Origin of the sequence: Acidovorax lacteus, from assembly GCF_039540375.1 — a bacterium.
Classification (GTDB): Bacteria; Pseudomonadota; Gammaproteobacteria; order Burkholderiales; family Burkholderiaceae_C; genus Acidovorax_G; species Acidovorax_G lacteus.
In genome coordinates this window covers 57438-77305 of the sequence record NZ_BAABEX010000031.1, presented here as the reverse complement: position 1 = coordinate 77305, position 19868 = coordinate 57438, and the positions used below count along the sequence as shown (strand labels likewise).

The window sequence follows — 19868 nt, the reverse complement described above, 5'->3', positions numbered from 1 at the left end:
CGCAGCAAGGGCGTCGTCCCCCTTCCCGGCGAAGCCGAGAGAAGGGGGAAGGCGCGCAGCGCCTCAGGGGGATGTCACCTCTTACTCGTCTTGCGGATCTCTTTCTCGTCCTGCCACTCGATCGTGCCTTCCTGCACGTCGAACATCTTGAGCGTGAACTTGTAGAACACGTCCTTGGTCGTGTTGTTCTGCTTGACGATGCTGGTCAGCTCGCCTTCGAGCTGGTACTTGGCCGCCGTCATCTGGCCCACTTTGGCGGTGGTGCCCTGCTTGTACAGACCGCTCTGGTTCTGGCGCTGCAGTTCGTCCACGCCAGCCTGCATTTCGTTGATGGAGCGCGTGAAACGCACCTTGCCCGACTTGACCAGCGCGGTCTGGATCGAGTTCATCACGTTGGTGGTGTCGATGTACTCGCTGGTCTTGTTGCGCACCGTGGAGATGGTGACGGTGGGGCGGCCCTGAAAGATGCCGGTTTCCAGCAGGCTGCCGACCATCTTCTCGGCAATCATTTGCAGGTCGGTGGAGCCGAATTCGTTGGTCACCAGCTCGACGGCCTTGGCGTCGCCGTAGTTGACCTGTCGGTCAAAGCGCACGGTGGGCGAGGACAGGTTCTGACAGGCCGACAGGGCCAGGGTGCCGGCCGCCAGGGCCAGGACGAGCGCGGTGCGGTGGAGAGGGTGTTGGTTCATGGTGTTGGTTTCCTACGGACTGATCGAATGCGCTTCACGTGGCCTCGTACGGTCGAAACTGGCGCGTGCCAAGCGCGGGCAGCCGAGCAAGGGCCGCCCCGCAGCGAGGGCTGCGTCCCCCTCCCACGCGCAGCGTGAGAGAGGGGGAAGGCGCGAAGCGACTCAGGGGGTGTTGCATCGCTAGCGCGGCTCGACATTCATCTCCAGGCGCAGATCCACCGCCGCGCCCGTGGGCGCGACGCTCTTGACGGTCTGCTGGCCGAGGCCGAGCACGGTCATCTGCTTCCAGACCTCGCCGTCGCCCACCTGGTTGCCCACGCTGTCGAGCCAGCGGAAGCGGTAGAACACGGTGCGGTCGGTGCGGCCCATGTTGGCCATGTCGGCCTGCACGCTCAGGATGTCGTTGCGGCGCACGATGCGCATTTCGCGCACGGCGATGCCGTTGGCCTCGCCGCGCAGCGCGATCTTGGACGCCACGGTGGGCGGGGTGGCCGGGTCGTGGGTCTGCGCTGCCGCGGGGCCGGCAGCCGCCAGCAGCGCCACCAGCGCAGCCGCGGCCAAGGAGGTGTGAAAGGTCTTCTGGGTCATGACAGGATCGGTTGCGTTGACAGGGTCAGTTCTTGGGGGCCGCAGCTGCGGGCTTGGGCGATGCCGGTGCCGCGGCCGTTGCCGGCTTGGCCGGAGGGCGCGGGCGGACAGCGGCCTTGGCAGGCTGCGGCGCAGCGGGGGCCACCACGGGCTCGGGCGGGGGTGTCACGGCCACGGCGGCCAGCTGGCCCAGCGAGGCCACGTCGCCCACCAGCACGCGGTTTTCATACAGGCGCAGCGGCACCAGCGCGTACTGCCCGTCGATCTTGATCGCGCCTTCGATGGGGCGACCGTTGATGCTCACCACATGCTCGCCGGGCGGCAGGTAGCCACGGGCCACGTACACACGGCCGGGCAGCATGCGCCACATGCGGTCGTCAGCCTGTTCGGTGGCCGCCGAGGCCACGGCCCCGATCAGGCCGCCCACAAGGCCGCCGCGCTTTTGCAGCTCGTTCTGCATCACGCCCTTGGCCACGGCGCGGGTGAAGCCGCGCAGCACCATGCCGGGCATTTCGTCCTTGAGCGCGCGGCGGGCCATCACGTTCACGTCCACCACTTTCTCGAGGCGCAGGTCGGTGCCTGCGGCCGACAGCGTGGTCAGCAGCGCGTCGCGCGAGGGCTCGATCACCGGGTACGAAATGCTGGCCGTGACCATGCCGCGGCCCGTGGGCACGGGGAGGGTGAAGGCCTTGGGCTTGCGCGCCGGGGCATCACCGGCCTCGACGATGAACAGCACGTCGGTCATGCGCTGGCGGCGCTTCCAGGTGAAGCCCGTGCGCTGGTCGAGCCCCCGCAGGCCTTCTTCGAGCAACGGCGTGTCGGGGCGCAGCTCGATGGCCTTGCGGTAGCCGGGCGCGGCCAGGCCGGGCTCGTTCAACACTTCGTACAAGAAGCCCGCCAGGTAGTGCGACAGCGCGTTGGAATAGCCGTTCTTGAGCGCCAGCACCTCGGGGTCGTTCAAGGTCTCGACCGGGTAGCCATTGAGCTCCTTGCCGCCCGCGGTGGCGCCCTTGGCTTTGGCCTCTTCCTCGGCCGCCAGCGTTTCCTGGGCGCGGAACTCGGCAATGATCGCCTCGCGCTCGTGCGTGCGCTTGATGTCCACGCGCGCATTCTCGAAATCGCCCACGGCCATGCGGTTGAGCGCCAGCCGCGTGGTCAGCCAGACCTTTTCGTAGTCCTGGCCTTCATAGGGCTTGAGGCGCTCGCTGATCAGCGCCGCGCCCACGTTGCCCAACAGCTTCTGCGGGTTGGTCTTGGCGGTTTCTTCCCATTCCTTGACCCGGTTGTCGGCCAGCAGCCAGGCGTTGGTGCTGTCGGCGTAGCGGCGGTCCATGCGCAGCAGCTCGCCGCGCTCCAGGTTGTAGAGCAGCGCGGTCTTTTCTTCCGGCGTTTTGGCCGTGGATTCGAGCTGCGCAAGCGCCGCCGGGATACCGCCCGAACGGCTGGCGTTCTGCACGTCGGTGGCCACCTTGTCATGGCTTTGCATGGTGGCGCAACCCGTCAGGGCCGCGCTCAAGGCCAGCGCCCAGACCAGGCGTGGGCGGAAACGGGGGGTTGGAGTGTGTGGCATGCGGTGTCCTCGCAGGTGTTCAGGTTCTCACCCCGGCGTGGGGGTGCGCCTGCACCGGCGCCCGCATGGCAGCCCGCGTGCTGGGGGGCTGGCAGTGGCAATGCATGGATCTCCCTCGCTCGGTGCCGCGGCCTTGCCCCTGCGGGCCGGCGGCGGTCTGTGGTGTCGGTCTGGCACATGCCGCTGGCATGGCCCGGCTGGCAATGTAGCAAACCTGGCCGCTGCTGCGCATCCGTTTGACCGCCTGCATCTGCCTCATGTCAACCCTCCGCACGCAGGGGCAGGCGGTACACCCACACCGGACGGCTGCCCGCGAGCAGCTGTGCGTCGGGCACGCGGCCGGGCACGGCGAATTCGAGGCTCACGAGCCACGCGCCCGCGGCCAGTTCGGCCTGCGCCTTGGCGGCGGCGCGCTCCATGCTTTCGGGGCGCTGGAACAGGTACACCAGGTCTTGCCCACGCCAGTCGGCCTTCCACATGTCGGCGCGGCGCACCTGCGCCCAGGGGCAGCGCAGCGCGCACAGCGCCCACAGCGGCACGCTCCATTCGATGCCCGCCAGCCGAGCCTGCGGATAGACCGCACGCAGCGCCTGCAGGCCGTGGCCCAGGCCGCACCCGGCGTCGAGCACACGCGCCCCGGGGGGCAGCGGGGCCACGGCCGCCAGACCCGCCAGCGCGTCGCGCGGGGTGGGGAACAGCGGCGCGTCGCGCCAGGCATTGAGCGGGTACAGCAGCATCAACAGCGCGAGCGGCAGCAGCCAGGCCCAGGCCGGCAACGCCACCACGCCCGAGAGCGCCAGCGACAGCGGAAAGCCCCCGGCCACCAGCGTGCGCCGCCACCAGCCCGCGGCCCAGCCGCTGGCCGCCACGCCCAGCGCGCTGGCCAGGGCCAGCGCGGCCACCGGCGGCAACACCCGCAGCAGCAGCGCAAAGGCCCCCCAGCACAGTGCCCAGGCCAGCAGCGCGGGCAGCGGCCAGGGCCAGCGGCGCGGCATGTTCAGCATGCACCGCCTCCGCAGGCACGCAGCGTGGCACGGCCCGCGCGGGGCGCGCAGGGCATGGGGGCGGACAGCGGGCAGACCAGGGCAATCACCGTCGAATCAGGGCTTGGGCCAGGGGGGTGGACAACATCCCGCACGGGCCGCGCGGCAGGCGCGGCCGTGGGGTCTGCCCGGCAGTGTAGGCCGCGGCGGCCGGCGCAGGCACGGGCGCTGCGCCGACGCCGGGGTGGGTGTGCGCTTTGTCACAACCCGACCACCGGCGGGGGGGCCGTGGTGTGGCGCGCGCGCATCGCACACCAGGGGCCGCAGCGGGGCGCTTTGCTGTGCCGGGTGCCCGGGCATCGAGCGCTTGGCACAGCCCGGCGGCAGCGCGGGCAGCGCCAGTGCACGCCCGCCCTGCCCCGCCCCGCACATGGACGTGGCGGCAGAGGTTGAAAGTGCCCTGGGGCTGCGTTCAGGCCGTATTGCGCAGGCGCTCGATCAGGCCGTTGAGCGCCTCCAGCGAACCGAACTGGATCGCCACCTCGCCCATTTCTTCGACGCGGCCGTTGCGCTTGGCGCGTTTCTTCACGCGCACCTCGACCTCGGCGGTCAACAGGTCGGAGAGCTCTTCCTCGACGCGTCGCAGGTCGCGTGACTTTTCCTTTTTGGGCTTTTGCGGCACCAGGCTGAACTCGGCCCCGATCTTCTTGACCAGGGCCTCGGCCTCACGCACCGACAGCGTCTTGGCCGCGATCTGGTGTGCGGCCGTGATCTGCGCGGCCCGGTCGAGCGCCAGCAGTGCGCGCGCATGGCCCATGTCGATGTCGCCGGCCATGAGCATGGTCTGCACCGGCTCGGCCAGGTTCAAGAGGCGCAGCAGGTTGCTGGCCGCGCTGCGCGAGCGGCCCACGGCCTGCGCGGCCTGCTCGTGCGTGAGGCCGAATTCGCGCACCAGGCGCTGCAGGCCCTGCGCTTCTTCGAGCGGGTTCAGGTCTTCGCGCTGGATGTTCTCGATCAGCGCCATGGCCGCGGCGGCCTCGTTGGGCACGTCGCGCACCAGCACCGGCACCTCGGCCAGGCCCGCCAGGCGCGAGGCCCGAAAGCGCCGCTCGCCCGCGATGATTTCGTACTTGCCTGCGTGCTCGCCTTCGGCCAGGCGCCGCACCAGGATGGGTTGCATGATGCCCTGGGCCTTGATGCTCTCGGCCAGTTCGTACAGCGCGCCTTCGTCCATGCGGGTGCGAGGCTGATACACGCCGGGCACCAGCTCAGAAAGCGGCAGGCGGCTGGGCAGGCCCGCTTCGGCCGCCTGGGCCTGCTCCACTTTGTCTTCGACCTTGGGGCCGAGCAGGGCTTCGAGGCCGCGGCCGAGGCCCTTGGGTTTTTTGGTGACCATGCGATGTCTTCTTCTCGAAAAGGAATGGGGAGCGGGAAATCTTCAGCGGTCGATGATGACCAGCGTGCCGTGGCTGCCGGGCGCCACGGCGTGGGGGACGCCCGCCGGGACAATGAACACCTCGCCCGCATGCACCTCGGTGACCTGCCCTTGCAGGGCGAGGCGCATGCAGCCGTCCAGTACCAACAGGGCCTCGTCAAAGTCGTGCGATTCGTCGGGGTAGGCCGCATCGTCCATGCGCAGCACCTTGAGGTTGGCGCCTGCGGCCTGGCCCACCACCGTGGAGTTCCAGGCGCGCGGCAGTTGGTCGGCGATGGCGGCGAGAGCGATTTTGGACATGGATACGAAACGGAACAGGGGGGTTTCAACGCGGCGCACGGCCCATGGCACGGCGCTTTTTTCGGCTGCGCCACAGGCGCAGCCACACACCGAACGCCACTGTGAGCAGCACCACGGCCAGCATGAACTGCCCCAGCGCGCCCACCACCACCGCACCGCTGGGCAGCAGCCAGGCCAGCATCGTCGGGATGATGTCCAGCAGCGGGTCGTTTTCATTCCATCGCCACCAGCGTCGGGTGGGTGCCGCGCTCGGCGCAGCGCCTGCGGTGGGTGCTGGCGACCGCTTGCGCCAAACAGCCCAGCGGCTCATGCCGGGGTGGCGAGCTGCATCAGCCAGCCCCGCCCCTCGTCCCAGTCGCCCAGGCCCGAATCGGCATTGATGTGCCCGCGCGCGCCGTAGTCCACACACCGCGCGCCCCAGGAGCGGGCCAGGCCCTCGGCGCGCTCGAAGCTGCAGTACGGGTCGTCCTGGCTGGCCACGAGCACGGCCGGAAACGGCAGCGGGTGGCGCGCAATCGGGGCCCAGCCGCGGATCTGCGCGGCCAGGTCGGGCCGCTCGACATCGCCCGGGGCCACGAGCAGCGCGCCGCGCACCTTGCCCGCGTGGCGGCTGTGCGCGGCCCACCAGGCGGTGAGGATGCAGCCCAGGCTGTGCGCGGCCAGCACCACGGGGCCGGGCAGGTCGGCCACCACCTCGTCGAGTCGGGCCGTCCAGTCGCCGCGCAGCGGGCGCATCCAGTCGTGCTGTTCGACGCGGGTGTCGCCGTAGCGCTGCTCCCAGCGGCTTTGCCAATGGGCGGGGCCGGAGTTCTGCCAGCCCGGCAGCAGCAGCACGGTGGGGGTGGAGGTGTCGCTCATGCGGTGCGGGGGTGGGCGAAGCGCCGGGTTGCTATGAATTCAGTAGCTGCTCGTGCTTGACTTTCAAGCACGAGCGGCCGATTTGGCACTGGATTCGGTGGCGGCGGCGTCCATGTGGACCACGCGCTCGACCATCTCCTGTGCAAACTCCACAAAGGCCTGGCTGCCCTTGGCGGCCGGGTCGAACACCACGCCGGGCAGGCCGTAGCTGGGCGCTTCGGCCAGGCGCACGTTGCGCGGAATGACGGTGTTGAACACCTTGTCGCCAAAGTGGCCCTTGAGCTGCTCGCTCACCTGCTGCTGCAGCGTGATGCGCGGGTCGAACATCATGCGCAGCAGGCCGATGATCTGCAGGTCGCGGTTGAGGTTGGCGTGCACCTGCTTGATGGTGTTGACCAGGTCCGTGAGCCCTTCGAGCGCGAAGTATTCGCACTGCATGGGCACGATCACGCCGTGCGCGCTGCACAGGCCGTTGAGCGTGAGCATGGAGAGGGACGGTGGGCAGTCGATGAGCACAAAGTCGTAGTCGGCGTCCACCGCGGCCAGCGCGGTCTTGAGGCGGCGTTCGCGCCGCTCCAGCTCCACCAGCTCGACCTCGGCCCCGGCCAGCTCGCGGTTGGCACCCAGCACCTGAAAGCCGCACTTGTCGGCCAGCACGGCAGCCTCTTGCACGCTGGCCGATTCGAGCAGCACGTCGTACACCGAGAGCTTGAGCGCCCGCTTGTCCACGCCCGAGCCCATGGTGGCGTTGCCCTGCGGGTCCAGGTCCACCATGAGCACGCGCTGGCCGATCTTGGCCAGGCCCGCGGCGAGGTTGACGGTGGTGGTGGTCTTGCCCACCCCGCCCTTCTGGTTGGCAATGCAGAAGATCTTGGCCATCAGGAAGTAGCTCCGGGAAAACGTTGCGGGGCCGAGGGCCCGGCGGCAATGCGGATGGGTGCGGGAACGCGCATGGCGAGAGGGGTCACTTGGCAATGGCCAGCTTGATGCCAAAGCCGATCAGGAACATGCCTGCGAGCTTTTCGAGCGCGCTGGCGATTTTGGGGTTGGCGCGCATGCGCTCGGCCAGATGGTGCGTGAGCAGCACCACCCCCAGCCCGTAGGCCAAGGTGAGCACCGCAATCGTGGCCGCCATCACGCCAAACGTCAGCAGGCCCTGGTGGTGCGCCGGGTCCACAAACAGCGGAAAGAACGCCATGTAGAACACGATGGCCTTGGGGTTGAGCAGCGTGATGAGCCCCGCCTGCTTGAAGTACTGGCGCGGCTCGATGTGCAGCACCGGCACGTCGCCTGGTTTGGCCGTGAGCATCTTGAAGCCCAGCCAGGCCAGGTAGGCCGCGCCCAGCCACTGCACCGCGTGGAAGGCCGCCGGGTACGCGGCCAGCAGCGCGGCCACACCGGCCACGGCCATCCACATCAGCACCTGATCGCCCGCGATCACGCCCAGCGTGGCGGCCAGCCCGCCGCGGATGCCGCCCTTGCCGGTGGAGGTGATCAGGGCCAGATTGCCCGGCCCGGGAATGGCCAGAAACAGAAGGATGGCGGCCACGAAGGCGCCGTAGTCTGCAATGCCGAACATGCGCAAATCCCGTCTCGGACACAAGAAGATACGGAGCGGATGCGCCAGATGCCGGCCTGCCAGACCCACCTGCGCCACCCCGTGGGCGAGGCGCAGAGTGTACGCGAGCCCCCTCGCCCGCGACAGGGGGCAGCGCTCGAAAACGCGCTGCGCGCAGCCGCTCAGCCCGCCGCCGCGGGCCGTATCCAGACGATGCAGCGCTCGGCATCCAGCCCCGGCACCTGCAAAGGTTCCACGTGAAACACCTGCACCTGCGCGGCATCGAGTGCGGCCATTTCCTCGGCGGGGTGCTTGCCCTTCATGGCCAGCCAGACGCCGTGCGGAGCCGCTACTGCCCCGCGCGACCATGTCACAAAGTCCGAAAGGGAGGCAAACGCACGGCAACTCACCACATCAAAAGGCTGCGTCAGACTCTCGACCCGCGCATGCACACCGCGCAGATTGGGCAGCGCCAGCGTGACCGCGGCCTGCTGGATGAAGGCCGCCTTCTTGCCCACCGTGTCTACGCAGCTGACGTCCACCTCCGGGCAGCAGATGGCAAACACCACGCCGGGCAACCCGCCGCCAGACCCCACATCCAGCAGACGCAGCCCACCCTGCCCCACCCCACGACCCAGCAACTCTGCCACGTGGCGACGCAAGGGCGAAACGGCTGCCAGACTGTCCAGCAGGTGATGGGTCAGCATGTCGTGCGGCTCGCGCACTGCGGTCAGGTTGTAGACCTTGTTCCACTTTTGCAGCAGCGCCAGAAAATCCAGAAGCCGCTGGATCTGCAGCTCACTCAACGACAAGCCCAGTGCGTGGACGCCCGAACGCAGCGACGCTGCCAGCGCTTCGGTTTCAGTGTGCATGGTGTGCTCGCGCCGCGTCGAGTGCCGCACCAATCGCGGCACGGGCCTGGGGACTGTTTTTCCAGCAGCTCGACCCACTCAGCTGCGCACCCGCATCCAGAACGTCCAGCACATTGGCCTTGGCCAACTGCGCCAGGGACAGGTAGCCCATCTGTTCAAGGCGCGCCACCACGGTCGGCCCGACCCCTTTGCACGCAAGCAGGACTTTGCGCTCATTCAGCGGAAACGGCATGCTGCTCCTCCTCGTTGCGGCCAAACCCCTTGAAACCGCCTTTCTTCAAATGCACGAGCAGCAGCGAAATGGCGGCTGGCGTAACCCCCGAAATGCGCGAAGCCTGACCCAGCGTCTCGGGCCGGTGCTTCTGCAGCTTCTGGCGCACTTCGATCGACAGCGCCGCCACCTGCAGGTAGTCCAGCTCGGGCGGCAGGCGCAGGTTTTCGTAGTACGCGGCGCGCTGCACCTCGTCACGCTGCCGGTCGATGTAGCCCGCGTACTTGGCAGCAATCTCCACCTGCTCCAGCACGGGCGCACTCAGCTCGCCCAGCGTTTCACGTGAAACCGCGGGGGATGCGTACTTGCCGCCGTCCAGCGTCATCAGGCTGGCGTAGCTCACGTCGGGTCGGCGCAGCAGATCGAACAGGTGGTACTCGTGCTCAATGGCTTTTCCCAGCACGCGCTCGGCCTCGGCCGCCGGCAGGTTGCGGGGGTTCACCCAGGTGGACTTGAGGCGCTCTGTTTCACGTGAAACCGCATCGCGCTTGCGGCAAAACGCATCCCAGCGCGCATCGTCTACCAGGCCCATCTGCCGCCCCACTTCGGTCAGGCGCATGTCGGCGTTGTCTTCGCGCAGTTGCAGGCGGAACTCGGCCCGGCTGGTGAACATGCGGTAGGGCTCGGTCACGCCCTTGGTAATCAGGTCGTCCACCAGCACGCCCAGGTAGGCCTGGTCGCGCGCAGGCACCCAGGGCGCTTCACCCTTGCACTGCAGTGCGGCGTTGATGCCTGCAAACAAGCCTTGGGCTGCGGCCTCTTCGTAGCCCGTGGTGCCGTTGATCTGCCCGGCAAAGAACAGGCCCTGGATCTGCTTGGTCTCGAAGCTGCTCTTGAGCGAGCGCGGGTCGAAGTAGTCGTATTCGATGGCGTAGCCGGGCCGCAGGATGTGCGCGTTCTCCAGCCCGCGCATTGAGCGCACCAGTGCGTACTGGATGTCGAACGGCAGGCTGGTGCTGATGCCGTTGGGGTACACCTCGTGCGTGGTCAGGCCCTCGGGCTCCAGAAAGATCTGGTGGCTGTCCTTGTCGGCAAAACGGTTGATTTTGTCTTCCACGCTCGGGCAGTAGCGCGGGCCCACGCCCTCGATCTTGCCGGTGAACATGGGGCTGCGGTCGAAGCCGCTCTTGATGATTTCGTGCGTGCGCTCGTTGGTGTGCGTGATCCAGCACGGCACCTGGCGCGGGTGCATGGCCGCGCTGCCCATGAAGCTGAACACCGGCACCGCGCCCTCGTTCACGCCGCCGGGCATGCCGTCGCCCGGCTGCTCGGTGCACTGGCTGTAGTCGATGCTGCGGCCGTCGATGCGCGGCGGCGTGCCGGTCTTGAGACGCCCCTGCGGCAGCTTCAGCTCCTTCAGGCGTGCGCTCAGGCTCACGGCCGGCGGGTCGCCCGCGCGGCCGGCGGCGTAGTTGTTCAAACCCACATGAATCTTGCCGTCCAGGAAGGTGCCCGCCGTCAGCACCACCGTGCGGCCGCGAAAGCGGATGCCCACCTGCGTGACCGCCCCCACCACGCGGTCGCCCTCGACCATCAGGTCGTCCACCGCCTGCTGGAAGAGCCACAGATTGGGCTGGTTCTCCAGCATGCGGCGGATGGCGGCCTTGTAGAGCACCCGGTCGGCCTGCGCGCGGGTGGCGCGCACGGCCGGCCCCTTGCTGCTGTTGAGGATGCGGAACTGGATACCGCCCTCGTCCGTGGCCAGCGCCATCGCCCCGCCCAGCGCGTCCACCTCTTTCACCAAGTGACCCTTGCCGATGCCGCCGATGCTGGGGTTGCAACTCATCTGGCCGAGCGTCTCGATGTTGTGGGTGAGCAGCAGCGTCTGGCAGCCCATGCGGGCAGCCGCGAGCGCGGCCTCGGTTCCGGCGTGGCCGCCGCCGACCACGATGACGTCGAATTCCTGGGGATACAACATGTGAGAGCGCTCCAAGGCTGCGGCCGTCCCGGCCCGCCCGACAATGCGAAGGCTGTTTCACGTGAAACAGCAGCTGCAGGCCTGCCCCGGCCTGCGCGAACCGGATATTGTCCCACCAAGCCTTTGCACCTGCAGCCATGCCCCCAAGCCACCGCCTGCTCGAACACCTGACGCCAGCACTTGGCCCGCTGCCCGCTGCCGCGGCCGAGCGCTGCCAACAGGCGCAAGCCAAGCATCTGGCCAAGGGTGAGGCCTTGCTGCGCGCAGGCGAACACTGGCAACACCTGTGGTGGCTGGAGCGCGGGGCACTGCGCCTGTACTACCTGGACCGCGACGGGCAGGCGTCCAACAAGAACTTCTACCTGGACGGCGCGATGGTGTGGCCCATCACACACGCCCTGCGCGAACAACCGGTGCACTTCTGGGTCGAGGCGCTCGAACCGAGCCGCGTCTGGGCCCTGCCCTGGAGCGGCTGGTCCGCCGCCGTTGCGAACTTCGCGCCGTGGCAAGCGCTGGAGCACCGCACGCTCGCGGCATTGCTGCAGGACAAGATGTCGCGCGAACAGGCCTTTCTGCAGCACACCGCCACCGAGCGGTATCTGGCGCTGCAGGTCGAACACCCGGACTGGCTGGCCCGCATCCCCCTGAGGCACCTGGCGTCCTGGCTGGGCATCACCGACGTCGCGCTGTCGCGCATCCGGCGACGACTGAACCGGGGTTAAGGCACGGCCGACCCGGTGCCGGCACAGTGAGGCGTCCCCACACCGGAGCCTGCCATGCCTTCACACCTCCTGCCCCGCCTCTCGCTGACCGCTCAACTGCTGACCGTGCTGCTGCTCGGCCTGATGGCCGGCTTCTTCACCACCTACAGCGCCAACGTCAACCTCGCCACCCTCGAACTGGATGGCCCGACCTACGCACTGGTGCAATCGGCCTTCAACCGCAACGTGCGACACGCCGGTTTCTTCGCCTGCTTTTTCGGGCCGCTGCCGCTGGGCCTGATCGCGCTCGCGGCAGCCTGGTCTGACCGGCAGACCGCCTGGTGGCGGCTGCTGGCGCTGAGCGTGCTTGCCTACGGCGTGGGCATCGTGCTGTTCACCCGCCAAGTCAACCTGCCACTCAATCACCTGACCGAGTCCTGGACAGCGGCCACATTGCCGCCCGACTGGGCCACCGTGCGCACCGCCTGGAACCAAGCCAACCTGTGGCGCAGCGGCCTGAGCGGGGCACTGTTCGTGGCCGGGCTGATTGCTCTGGTGCTGCGCCTGCAAGGCGGCGCCCAAGCCACCAAGGCCCGACCATGAAGGAAAGCCTGCTGCTGTTTGGTGGACTGGCGCTGGTCACGGTGGCCACGCCTGGCCCCACCACCCTGCTGGCCCTGCAGCAAGGCGCGCGCCACGGGGTACCAGCGGCCCTGCCCGGCATGGCCGGTGCGGTGCTGTCAGACGCGGTGCTGATCGCCGCCGTGGCCGCCGGGCTGGGCGGCCTGCTGGCCGCCTCGGCCACCGCCTTCGAATGGTTGCGCTGGGCCGGGGTGCTCACCCTGGCCTGGCTGGGCTGGCGCCTGCTGCACGCGCCAAAGAGCGGAGCGGATGCCGCATCCGCCACCACCAACCAGGCCGCCGCCGCGACCCGCCGCGAGCGCCCCGAAGCCGTGTTCCGCCGCAGCTTCACTGTCGCCGTCACCAACCCCAAGGGCTACCTGTTCTTCTCGGCCCTGCTGCCCTCCTTTGTCGACCCGGCCGCCCCGCTGTGGCCGCAGTACGCGCTGCTGGCCACCGTGTTCGCCGCCATCGACGGCGCAGTGCTGCTGGGATACGCAGCAGCCGGTACAGCGGGCGCCCGCCGCTTGGGGCCTGGCATCCAGCGGGGCATCGACCAGACCAGCGGCCTGGTGCTGATCGCCCTGGCGGCGGCCCTGGCGCTGTGGCACCGGCCCACCCCCTGAAACCCCATGCAGGAATCCTGTGCACAGCCGCTGACACAATCGGCCGCATGAGCACCTCCACCCCCCTTCTCGTCTTCGCGGGCAGCACGCGCGCCCAGTCCCTCAACCGCCAACTGGCCGCTGTCGCCGCCGACATCGGGCGGGACGCTGGCGCTGCGGTGACGCACATCGAGCTGGCCGACTTCGACATCCCGCTCTACAACGCCGACCTCGAAGCCCAGGGCACGCCGCGCGACGTGGTGCGCCTCAAGGAACTCTTCTTCGCGCATCCGGCGTGGATCGTCTGCTCACCCGAGTACAACGGCAGCTACACCGCCCTGCTGAAAAACGCCCTCGACTGGGCATCAAGCCCGGTGGCCGGCCACCCCGAGTGGCAGGACGGGCTCAAGCCCTTCCGCGGCAAGGTGGTGGGCATGCTCAGCGCATCGCCCGGTGCGCTCGGTGGCCTGCGCTCGCAAAGCCACCTGGCCCCGCTGCTGGTCAACCTGGAATGCTGGCTGGCCCCCAAGGCCTTTGCACTGGGCGGCGCGGCCAGCGCGTTCGATGCCAACGGCCAGCTGGTACAAGCCGCCCATCAAGAGCGCGTACGCGCCGTGGTCGAGCAGGTGCTGTGGGCGGCTGGCCGCCTGCACGCACCGGCCTGAGCCCCGCCCATGCAGTGCCGCAGCGGCTGCGGGGCCTGCTGCATCGCGCCGTCGATCAGCAGCCCCATTCCGGGCATGCCGCAGGGCAAGCCTGCGGGCGTGCGCTGCGTGCAGTTGGGCGACGACGCACGCTGCCGCATTTTTGGCCACCCGGGCCGCCCGGCCGTGTGCGCAGGCCTGCAACCCAGCGCCGAGATGTGCGGCACCAGCGCGGCCGAGGCGCTGCACACGCTCACGCGGCTGGAGCGGCTCACGCAGCCCTGACGGCCTGCCGCACTGCGGTGCCTGGGCGACTTCAAGCCAAAATGACCTGCGACCCAGCAAAGTCAAGCACGACCAGCTATTAAATCAATAGCGCTCCAGGCCTTGTACAAGCCGCCCGCAGGCATGGGCCGCACAGGCGCATGGCGGCCCCGCTGCGCCAGGCCCCGCGCCAGCACGGAATGCGGCAAACGCATACGATCAGCAGCCTGTTGTCCCTCAGACCCACCAAGGAACCTTGTCCATGAAGCTCTACTACAGCCCCGGTGCCTGCTCGCTGTCGCCCCACATCGTGCTGCACGAAGCCGGCCTGCCCTTCACGCCCGTGCTGGCCAGCACCAAGACGCACAAGCTGCAGGACGGCACGGACTTCTACACCATCAACCCGCTGGGCTACGTGCCGGTGCTCGAACTCGACAACGGCGAGCGCCTGCGCGAAGGCCCGGCCATCGTGCAATACATCGCCGACCAGGTGCCCGCCAAGGCGCTGGCCCCGGCCAACGGCACCATGGGCCGCTACCGCGTGCAGGAATGGCTGACCTTCATCGGCACCGAACTGCACAAGGGCCACAGCCCGCTGTTTGCCCCGAACACACCCGACGACTACAAGCCCCTGGTGCGCGAGCGCCTGCTGGCCCGCTTTGCCTGGGTGAACGAGCAGCTCGCGGGCAAAGACTACCTGCTCGGCGAGTTCAGCGTGGCCGACGCCTACCTGTACACCGTCTCGCGCTGGGGCCAGTACGTGGGCGTGGACACCAGCGGCCTGGCACACCTGCAGGCCTTCCGCCAGCGCATGGAAGCGCGCCCCGGCGTGCAGGCCGCCCTCAAAGCCGAAGGCTTGATGAAGTAAGCCCCGGCATCACGGCAGCAGGCCCGGCGCGTTGGGCCGCTGCCGCGCGGCGCTGAACGCCCCCAGCCACAGCGCCGCAGCCGAAAACACCAGCCCGCGGGCCAGGCCCCCGGGGCCGTCGGCAATCCAGCCCACCACCGTGGGCCCCGCGATCTGCCCGGCCGCAAACACCGTGGTGAAGGCGCTGATGCCCGCCGCCCACTGCGCGGGCGGCAGGTGGTGGCGCACAAGCGCCGTGGTCGATGCGACCACCGACAGAAACACCCCGCCAAACAGCAGGCCCGAGGCCAGCACCACCGGCCACCACGCCGTGAGCGCGGGCAGCACCGCCGCCACCCCCAGCAGCGCATTGAGCCGCGCCAGCGCCTGGCCGCCGCGCGCGCGGTCCAGCAGGCCCGCCCACAGCCGCGACGACGCCACCACCGCCAGGCCCAGCAGCGCATAGAACACCGTGATGGCCGTGCCGCCTGCGCCCTGCTCGCGCAGCAGCGCCACCACGAAGGTCATGTAGCCGATATAGCCCACACCAAACAGCGTGTAACCCGCCAGCGCCGGCCCCAACGCGCGCCAGGGCACGGGCACCACGGCGGTGGCAACAGGCGGGGCCACCGCAGCGGCCTGCGGCGGCGCGGGGTCTTGCAGCGCGCGCACCGGCCAGCACAGCACCAGCGCCGCGGCCGCACACACCAGCGCCAGCGCCCACCAGGCTGGGGCCCAGGTGTGCGGCCCGGTGGCCTGCGCCATGGCCCAGGGCACCAGCACCGCACTGGCCGCAATGCCCCAGCCCGTGCCACCGTAGTACAGGCCCAGCAACAGGCCCGCGCGCTGCGGCCACTGCGCGCCCAGGCGCGCGGCCAGCAAGCCGCCCGCCACAAACAGCAGCGCGCTCGCCACCCCGGCCAGCAGGCGCAGCGCCATCAGCGTGGGCGTATCGGCCACAAAGCCTGAGCCCGCCATGCACAGCGCCGCAGGCACGGTGGCCCAGCCCAGCACGCGCGTGGCGGGCCAGCGGCGCAGCAGCATCGGCGCAGCCAGCGCCCCCAGCAGGTAGCCCACGGCATTGGCGGTGTTCATGCCGCCAGCCAGCGCAAAGCTCCAGCCCAGGTCGTCGCGCATGGGCGGCAGCAGCAGCGCGTAGGCAAAGCGCGTGATGCCCAGTGACACCGCAGCCGCCAGCGACAAAGCCAGCGCCAGCAGCAACGCGCGCAGCGCCGGACCGCGGGGGCCGGGTATCGTGGCGATCGGAGTCAGGGCCATGCAGACAACGGGCCACAGCGCCGGGCGGCGGCCCACACAAGCAACGGAAAGCCCCAGTCTGCCGCAAGGCCGCGCACTGCGACAGCCCTGCCGCGTCCCCCATGCGCCACCAGGGCCACGACCGCCGTGGCTGCCGCACGAGGGGGCCCTGAACACCCCATGCGCCCAAAGCGGCCCGCGCGGTTAGCACAAAAGCCCAACCCGCGCAGCCGCGCGCGTACTGCACGTTTTGCAGCGCAGCATTACGCTGCGGGGTGCATGCGCCATGCCCGCTGCGGCACGGCGACACCATCCCGACCCGTTTTCAAGGAATCCCATGAGCCTTCTGACCCAACCCCTGCAAGCCGGCGCGCTGCAGATGACCAACCGCATTGCCATGGCACCGCTCACGCGCAACCGCTCGCCGCGAGCCGTGCCGACGGCCCTGGTGGCGACCTACTACCGCCAGCGAGCCACAGCCGGGCTGATCATCAGCGAGGCCACGGCCATCAGCCACCAAGGCCAAGGCTACGCCGACGTGCCCGGCCTGTACGCACCCGAGCAGATCGAAGGCTGGAAGCAGGTCACACAGGCGGTGCACGAGGCCGGCGGCCGCATCGTGGTGCAGCTGTGGCATGTGGGCCGCGTCTCGCACACCGACCTGCAACCAGGCAACGGCGCGCCCGTGGCCCCGTCGGCCATCCAGGCCAAGACCAAGACGGTGCTGATCAAGGACGGCGTGCCCACCTTCACCGAAACCTCGATGCCCCGCGCGCTCGAACTGTCCGAGATTCCGGGCATCGTCGAGGACTACCGCCGCGCGGCCCGCGCTGCGCGCGAGGCCGGATTTGACGGCGTCGAGATCCATGCCGCCAACGGCTACCTGATCGACCAGTTCCTCAAGGACGGCGCCAACCACCGCCAAGACGCCTACGGCGGCAGCATCGAGAACCGCGCCCGCCTGCTGCTGGAGGTAACGCGCGCCGTCGCGGCCGAGATCGGCGGTGACCGCACCGGCATCCGCCTGTCGCCCGTGACCCCGGCCAACGACATCCACGACAGCCAGCCGCAACCACTGTTCGATCACGTGGTGCGCCAGCTCGCGCCACTGGGCTTGGCGTATGTGCATGTGATCGAGGGCGCCACCGGTGGCCCGCGCGAGGTCGAGGGCCGTCCGTTCGACTACGTGGCGCTGCGCCAGGCCTACCGCGACGCAGGTGGCCGTGCCGCCTGGATGGTCAACAACGCCTACGACAAGGCACTGGCCGAGGCAGCCCTGGCCAGCGGTGCGGCCGACATCGTGGCCTTTGGACGTCCGTTCATTGCCAACCCCGACCTGGTCGCGCGGCTGGTGCAGGGCGCTCCGCTCAACGAGGTGCAGCGCGCCACGCTGTACGGCGGCGGTGCCGAGGGCTACACCGACTACCCCGCCTTGAACGCTGCCGCCTGAGCCTGGGGCCGCAGCGCGGCCTGGGTACGGCTGGCCTGGCCTGCGGCATCCCGCAGGCCGAATGGTCCGGGCGCGCGCAGCACGATGCGCGTGAACAGCCGGTCGTAGGCCGGATCGCGCCCCGGATGGCCCGACAGCGGATGCACATGCGCGGCAAACGCCGCGTCGGCGGCCGCCCAGTCCTCGGGTGTCAAATGCGCCAGCGCGGCGGGAAGCAGCTCGGTTTCTTCGCGCCGCATGTGGTCCAGGTAATGGCCCACGTAACGCTGCAGGCCCTGCGCAAACGCGGGGCGACGGCTTTCGCCCAGCAGCTCCCAGGCCAGCAACTGTTGCTGCAGCGCGCGCACCTGTTGCTCGCCGTGACGATGCTCGGCCTCCAGCCGCTCCAGCGTCGCAGCGACCTCAGGGGCACGCTGTGCCAACGGTTCAAACAGAAACTGGGTTTCGCGCGGGTGGTGCTGGCGCTCCGGGAACTCGTCGATGTAGAACAACATCGCACGCATGGCGTCGAAAAAGGCGGCACCGGCGTGATCGGGGCCTTCTTCCATCAGGGTGCGCAACGAATGCAGCACAGCCGTGAGCGAAGCATGCTCCTCGCGCAGGATGCGCACACTCAGGGGCAAAGACATGGCAGGCGGACAGCGAAATGCGGAAGCCCGCAGCGTGCCACACCGCAACGGGCCCAGTCTTGAGGCGGATCAAGCTCTCCGGGCCTTGGCATGCCCCCGGGGCACGCCGCGCGTCGCGGCCCTCAGCGCAGGAGTGCCGTCGGCGCGGCCGAGCCGGCCAGGCGCGTGCCGGAGTCGGCACGGGCGTGCACATACGCATCCGACAGCCGGAACTGCTGCACCACCTGCGACAGCAGCGCGGCCTGCTCGCGCAGCGACTCGGCCGATGCGGCCGACTGCTCCACCAGCGCTGCATTCTGCTGCGTCATGCGGTCGATTTCGCCCACCGACTGGTTGACCTGCCCGATGCCGGCCGACTGCTCGGTGGCGGCCGCTGAGATCTCGCCGATGATGTCGCTGACCCGCTGCACGCTGGCCACGATCTCTTTCATGGCCGCACCCGCGTCTTCGACATGGCGCACCCCGCCGTCCACAGCCGCCACGCTGGTGCTGATCAGGCCCTTGATCTCGCTGGCCGCTTGCGCGCTGCGCTGTGCGAGGCTGCGCACCTCGCCCGCCACTACGGCAAAGCCCCGGCCCTGCTCGCCCGCACGCGCAGCCTCCACCGCCGCATTGAGCGCCAGGATGTTGGTCTGGAAGGCAATCGAGTCGATCAGGCCGATGATGTCGCTGATCTTGCGGCTCGACGCCGAAATCTCGTGCATGCTGGAGACCGCCTGCTCCACCACCGAGCCACCACGTGTGGCCGTGCCCGATGCCGACGCCGCGAGCTGGTTGGCCATCTGGGAGGACGATGCGGTCTGCTGCACCGTGCCCGTGAGGCGGGCCAGCGAACCCACGGCTTCCTGGGCATTGCTGGCCGTCTGCTCGGTGCGCGACGACAGGTCCTGGTTGCCCGATGCGATTTCCTGACTGGCCGTGGCGATGCTGCCGCTGGCGTCGCGTACCTGGGCCACCAGGGCGCTCAAGCCCTGCTGCATCTCGGCCAACGCGCGCTGCAGGTCAGACACCTCGTCGCGCCCTTCGGCAGCAATCGTCTGGGACAGGTCGCCACCCGCAATCGCGCGCGCCATGCGCTGCGCTTCGGCCAGGGGCTTGCAGATGGACTGCATGTTCAGCAAGGTGAGCGGCACCACCACCACCACCGTGATCACCACCGCCAGGGCAAAGAGCCACTTGGTCTGGTCAGAAATGCGGCGCTGCTGCGCCACCGACGCCTGCACCTCTTTGCGCAGCACCTCGTCGAGCTGCACCATCAGCTTGTCGGCCTCGGCAAACTCTGCGACGGCCTTGCCGCTCATCCGGTTGGCAATCGTGGCGGTGTCGTAACCACCGGCTTCCAGCTGACGGGCCACGGGCGCAAACAGGTCGCGGTAGCTGTCCAGCCGTTTGACGATGTCCAGGGCCAGGGCATTGTCCCCGTCGTCTTCACCGCCCAAGAAACGCTGCGCAGACTTTTTGGAGTCGTCCAGACTGCTCAGCCACTTGGCATGCGCTTCCTTCACCGCCTCGGGCTTTTCGTACTGGATGATCATGTCCTTCTCGTGCTGGCGCACCGCACCCATCTGGCCGCGCAGGTCGGCCAGATAGCCCACCTCGGCAAACGAGTGGGCCATGAAGTCGTCACTCATCGCATGGATGCGCAGCATCCCCATCATGCCCGCACTGCCCAGCAGACCGAGCAGGCCCAGCACCACGCCAATGGCCCCCAGCATGCGCAGCCGGATGGTGAACTGGCGCATGAGCAAAAACACATTCATGACGGTCTCCCTTGTATGAACAGGTGACGGCTTCTACAGTACCGACGA

General features: G+C 69.1%; 23 protein-coding genes. 7 read left to right on the top strand and 16 right to left on the bottom strand.

The window, feature by feature from the left end:
- Positions 1-74 precede the first annotated feature (74 nt).
- From lpoB to mnmG, 13 genes are all read right to left on the bottom strand, one after another.
- A complete protein-coding gene (gene lpoB / locus ABD866_RS16155; RefSeq protein WP_345067588.1) occupies positions 75-689 on the bottom strand; it encodes a penicillin-binding protein activator LpoB in 615 nt (204 codons plus the stop codon).
- Between the two features lie 180 nt (positions 690-869).
- A complete protein-coding gene (locus ABD866_RS16150) occupies positions 870-1277 on the bottom strand; it encodes a YcfL family putative periplasmic lipoprotein (protein ID WP_345067585.1) in 408 nt (135 codons plus the stop codon).
- A 25-nt stretch (positions 1278-1302) separates the two neighbouring features.
- On the bottom strand, positions 1303-2847 hold the full coding sequence (locus ABD866_RS16145; RefSeq protein ID WP_345067582.1) for a COG3014 family protein: 1545 nt from the start codon (positions 2845-2847) through the stop codon (positions 1303-1305).
- A 260-nt stretch (positions 2848-3107) separates the two neighbouring features.
- Positions 3108-3842 (bottom strand): class I SAM-dependent methyltransferase, encoded by a 735-nt coding sequence (locus ABD866_RS16140; protein WP_345067694.1) that lies wholly within the window; start codon positions 3840-3842, stop codon positions 3108-3110.
- Between the two features lie 460 nt (positions 3843-4302).
- On the bottom strand, positions 4303-5226 hold the full coding sequence (locus ABD866_RS16135; RefSeq protein WP_345067579.1) for a ParB/RepB/Spo0J family partition protein: 924 nt from the start codon (positions 5224-5226) through the stop codon (positions 4303-4305).
- A gap of 42 nt (positions 5227-5268) precedes the next feature.
- Positions 5269-5565: a cupin domain-containing protein gene (locus ABD866_RS16130; RefSeq protein WP_345067576.1), complete on the bottom strand. Its 297-nt coding sequence runs from the start codon at positions 5563-5565 to the stop codon at positions 5269-5271.
- Between the two features lie 25 nt (positions 5566-5590).
- A complete protein-coding gene (locus ABD866_RS16125) occupies positions 5591-5875 on the bottom strand; it encodes a hypothetical protein (RefSeq protein WP_345067573.1) in 285 nt (94 codons plus the stop codon).
- Entirely contained in the window at positions 5872-6423 is a 552-nt protein-coding gene (locus ABD866_RS16120; protein WP_345067570.1) for an RBBP9/YdeN family alpha/beta hydrolase, read from the bottom strand. Before ABD866_RS16120 ends, ABD866_RS16125 begins: the two co-directional genes overlap by 4 nt.
- 63 nt (positions 6424-6486) lie before the next feature.
- Complete coding sequence (locus ABD866_RS16115) at positions 6487-7302, bottom strand: ParA family protein (RefSeq protein ID WP_345067567.1); 816 nt, start codon at positions 7300-7302, stop codon at positions 6487-6489.
- Between the two features lie 85 nt (positions 7303-7387).
- The gene (locus ABD866_RS16110) at positions 7388-8002 is read right to left on the bottom strand and encodes a LysE family transporter (RefSeq protein WP_345067565.1); all 615 of its coding nucleotides are present in this window, start codon (positions 8000-8002) and stop codon (positions 7388-7390) included.
- A 161-nt stretch (positions 8003-8163) separates the two neighbouring features.
- A complete protein-coding gene (rsmG, locus tag ABD866_RS16105; RefSeq protein ID WP_345067563.1) occupies positions 8164-8853 on the bottom strand; it encodes a 16S rRNA (guanine(527)-N(7))-methyltransferase RsmG in 690 nt (229 codons plus the stop codon).
- Positions 8843-9085 (bottom strand): helix-hairpin-helix domain-containing protein, encoded by a 243-nt coding sequence (locus ABD866_RS16100; protein WP_345067560.1) that lies wholly within the window; start codon positions 9083-9085, stop codon positions 8843-8845. Before ABD866_RS16100 ends, rsmG begins: the two co-directional genes overlap by 11 nt.
- Positions 9066-11042 (bottom strand): tRNA uridine-5-carboxymethylaminomethyl(34) synthesis enzyme MnmG, encoded by a 1977-nt coding sequence (mnmG, locus tag ABD866_RS16095; protein WP_345067558.1) that lies wholly within the window; start codon positions 11040-11042, stop codon positions 9066-9068. Before mnmG ends, ABD866_RS16100 begins: the two co-directional genes overlap by 20 nt.
- Positions 11043-11179: 137 nt before the next feature.
- Between mnmG and ABD866_RS16090 the strand changes: the two genes are divergently transcribed.
- From ABD866_RS16090 to gstA, 6 genes are all read left to right on the top strand, one after another.
- Positions 11180-11764 carry a Crp/Fnr family transcriptional regulator gene (locus tag ABD866_RS16090; RefSeq protein ID WP_345067555.1) on the top strand — a complete coding sequence of 195 codons (585 nt, stop codon included), beginning with the start codon at positions 11180-11182 and terminating at the stop codon, positions 11762-11764.
- Positions 11765-11818: 54 nt separating this feature from the next.
- A complete protein-coding gene (locus ABD866_RS16085; protein ID WP_345067552.1) occupies positions 11819-12346 on the top strand; it encodes an anthrone oxygenase family protein in 528 nt (175 codons plus the stop codon).
- The gene (locus ABD866_RS16080) at positions 12343-12990 is read left to right on the top strand and encodes a LysE family translocator (protein ID WP_345067549.1); all 648 of its coding nucleotides are present in this window, start codon (positions 12343-12345) and stop codon (positions 12988-12990) included. The genes ABD866_RS16085 and ABD866_RS16080 overlap by 4 nt, the downstream gene beginning before the upstream one ends.
- A 47-nt stretch (positions 12991-13037) precedes the next feature.
- A complete protein-coding gene (locus ABD866_RS16075; protein WP_345067546.1) occupies positions 13038-13634 on the top strand; it encodes an NADPH-dependent FMN reductase in 597 nt (198 codons plus the stop codon).
- A gap of 9 nt (positions 13635-13643) precedes the next feature.
- Complete coding sequence (locus tag ABD866_RS16070) at positions 13644-13898, top strand: YkgJ family cysteine cluster protein (RefSeq protein ID WP_345067544.1); 255 nt, start codon at positions 13644-13646, stop codon at positions 13896-13898.
- Between the two features lie 241 nt (positions 13899-14139).
- The gene (gstA, locus tag ABD866_RS16065; RefSeq protein ID WP_345067540.1) at positions 14140-14745 is read left to right on the top strand and encodes a glutathione transferase GstA; all 606 of its coding nucleotides are present in this window, start codon (positions 14140-14142) and stop codon (positions 14743-14745) included.
- A 9-nt stretch (positions 14746-14754) separates the two neighbouring features.
- On the opposite strand, the gene ABD866_RS16060 is transcribed toward gstA, so the two are convergent.
- Positions 14755-16002 (bottom strand): YbfB/YjiJ family MFS transporter, encoded by a 1248-nt coding sequence (locus ABD866_RS16060; protein WP_345067536.1) that lies wholly within the window; start codon positions 16000-16002, stop codon positions 14755-14757.
- A 316-nt stretch (positions 16003-16318) separates the two neighbouring features.
- On the opposite strand from ABD866_RS16060, the gene ABD866_RS16055 reads away from it, so the two are divergent.
- Entirely contained in the window at positions 16319-17431 is a 1113-nt protein-coding gene (locus ABD866_RS16055; protein WP_345067534.1) for an alkene reductase, read from the top strand.
- Here the strand turns inward: ABD866_RS16055 and ABD866_RS16050 are convergent.
- Together ABD866_RS16050 and ABD866_RS16045 are read right to left on the bottom strand one after the other, a co-directional pair.
- Positions 17404-18060, bottom strand: a complete 657-nt coding sequence (locus tag ABD866_RS16050) for a hemerythrin domain-containing protein (RefSeq protein WP_345067531.1) — start codon at positions 18058-18060, stop codon at positions 17404-17406. The two genes, ABD866_RS16055 and ABD866_RS16050, sit on opposite strands and share 28 nt — an antisense overlap.
- A 122-nt stretch (positions 18061-18182) precedes the next feature.
- Entirely contained in the window at positions 18183-19820 is a 1638-nt protein-coding gene (locus ABD866_RS16045) for a methyl-accepting chemotaxis protein (RefSeq protein WP_345067528.1), read from the bottom strand.
- Positions 19821-19868 lie beyond the last annotated feature (48 nt).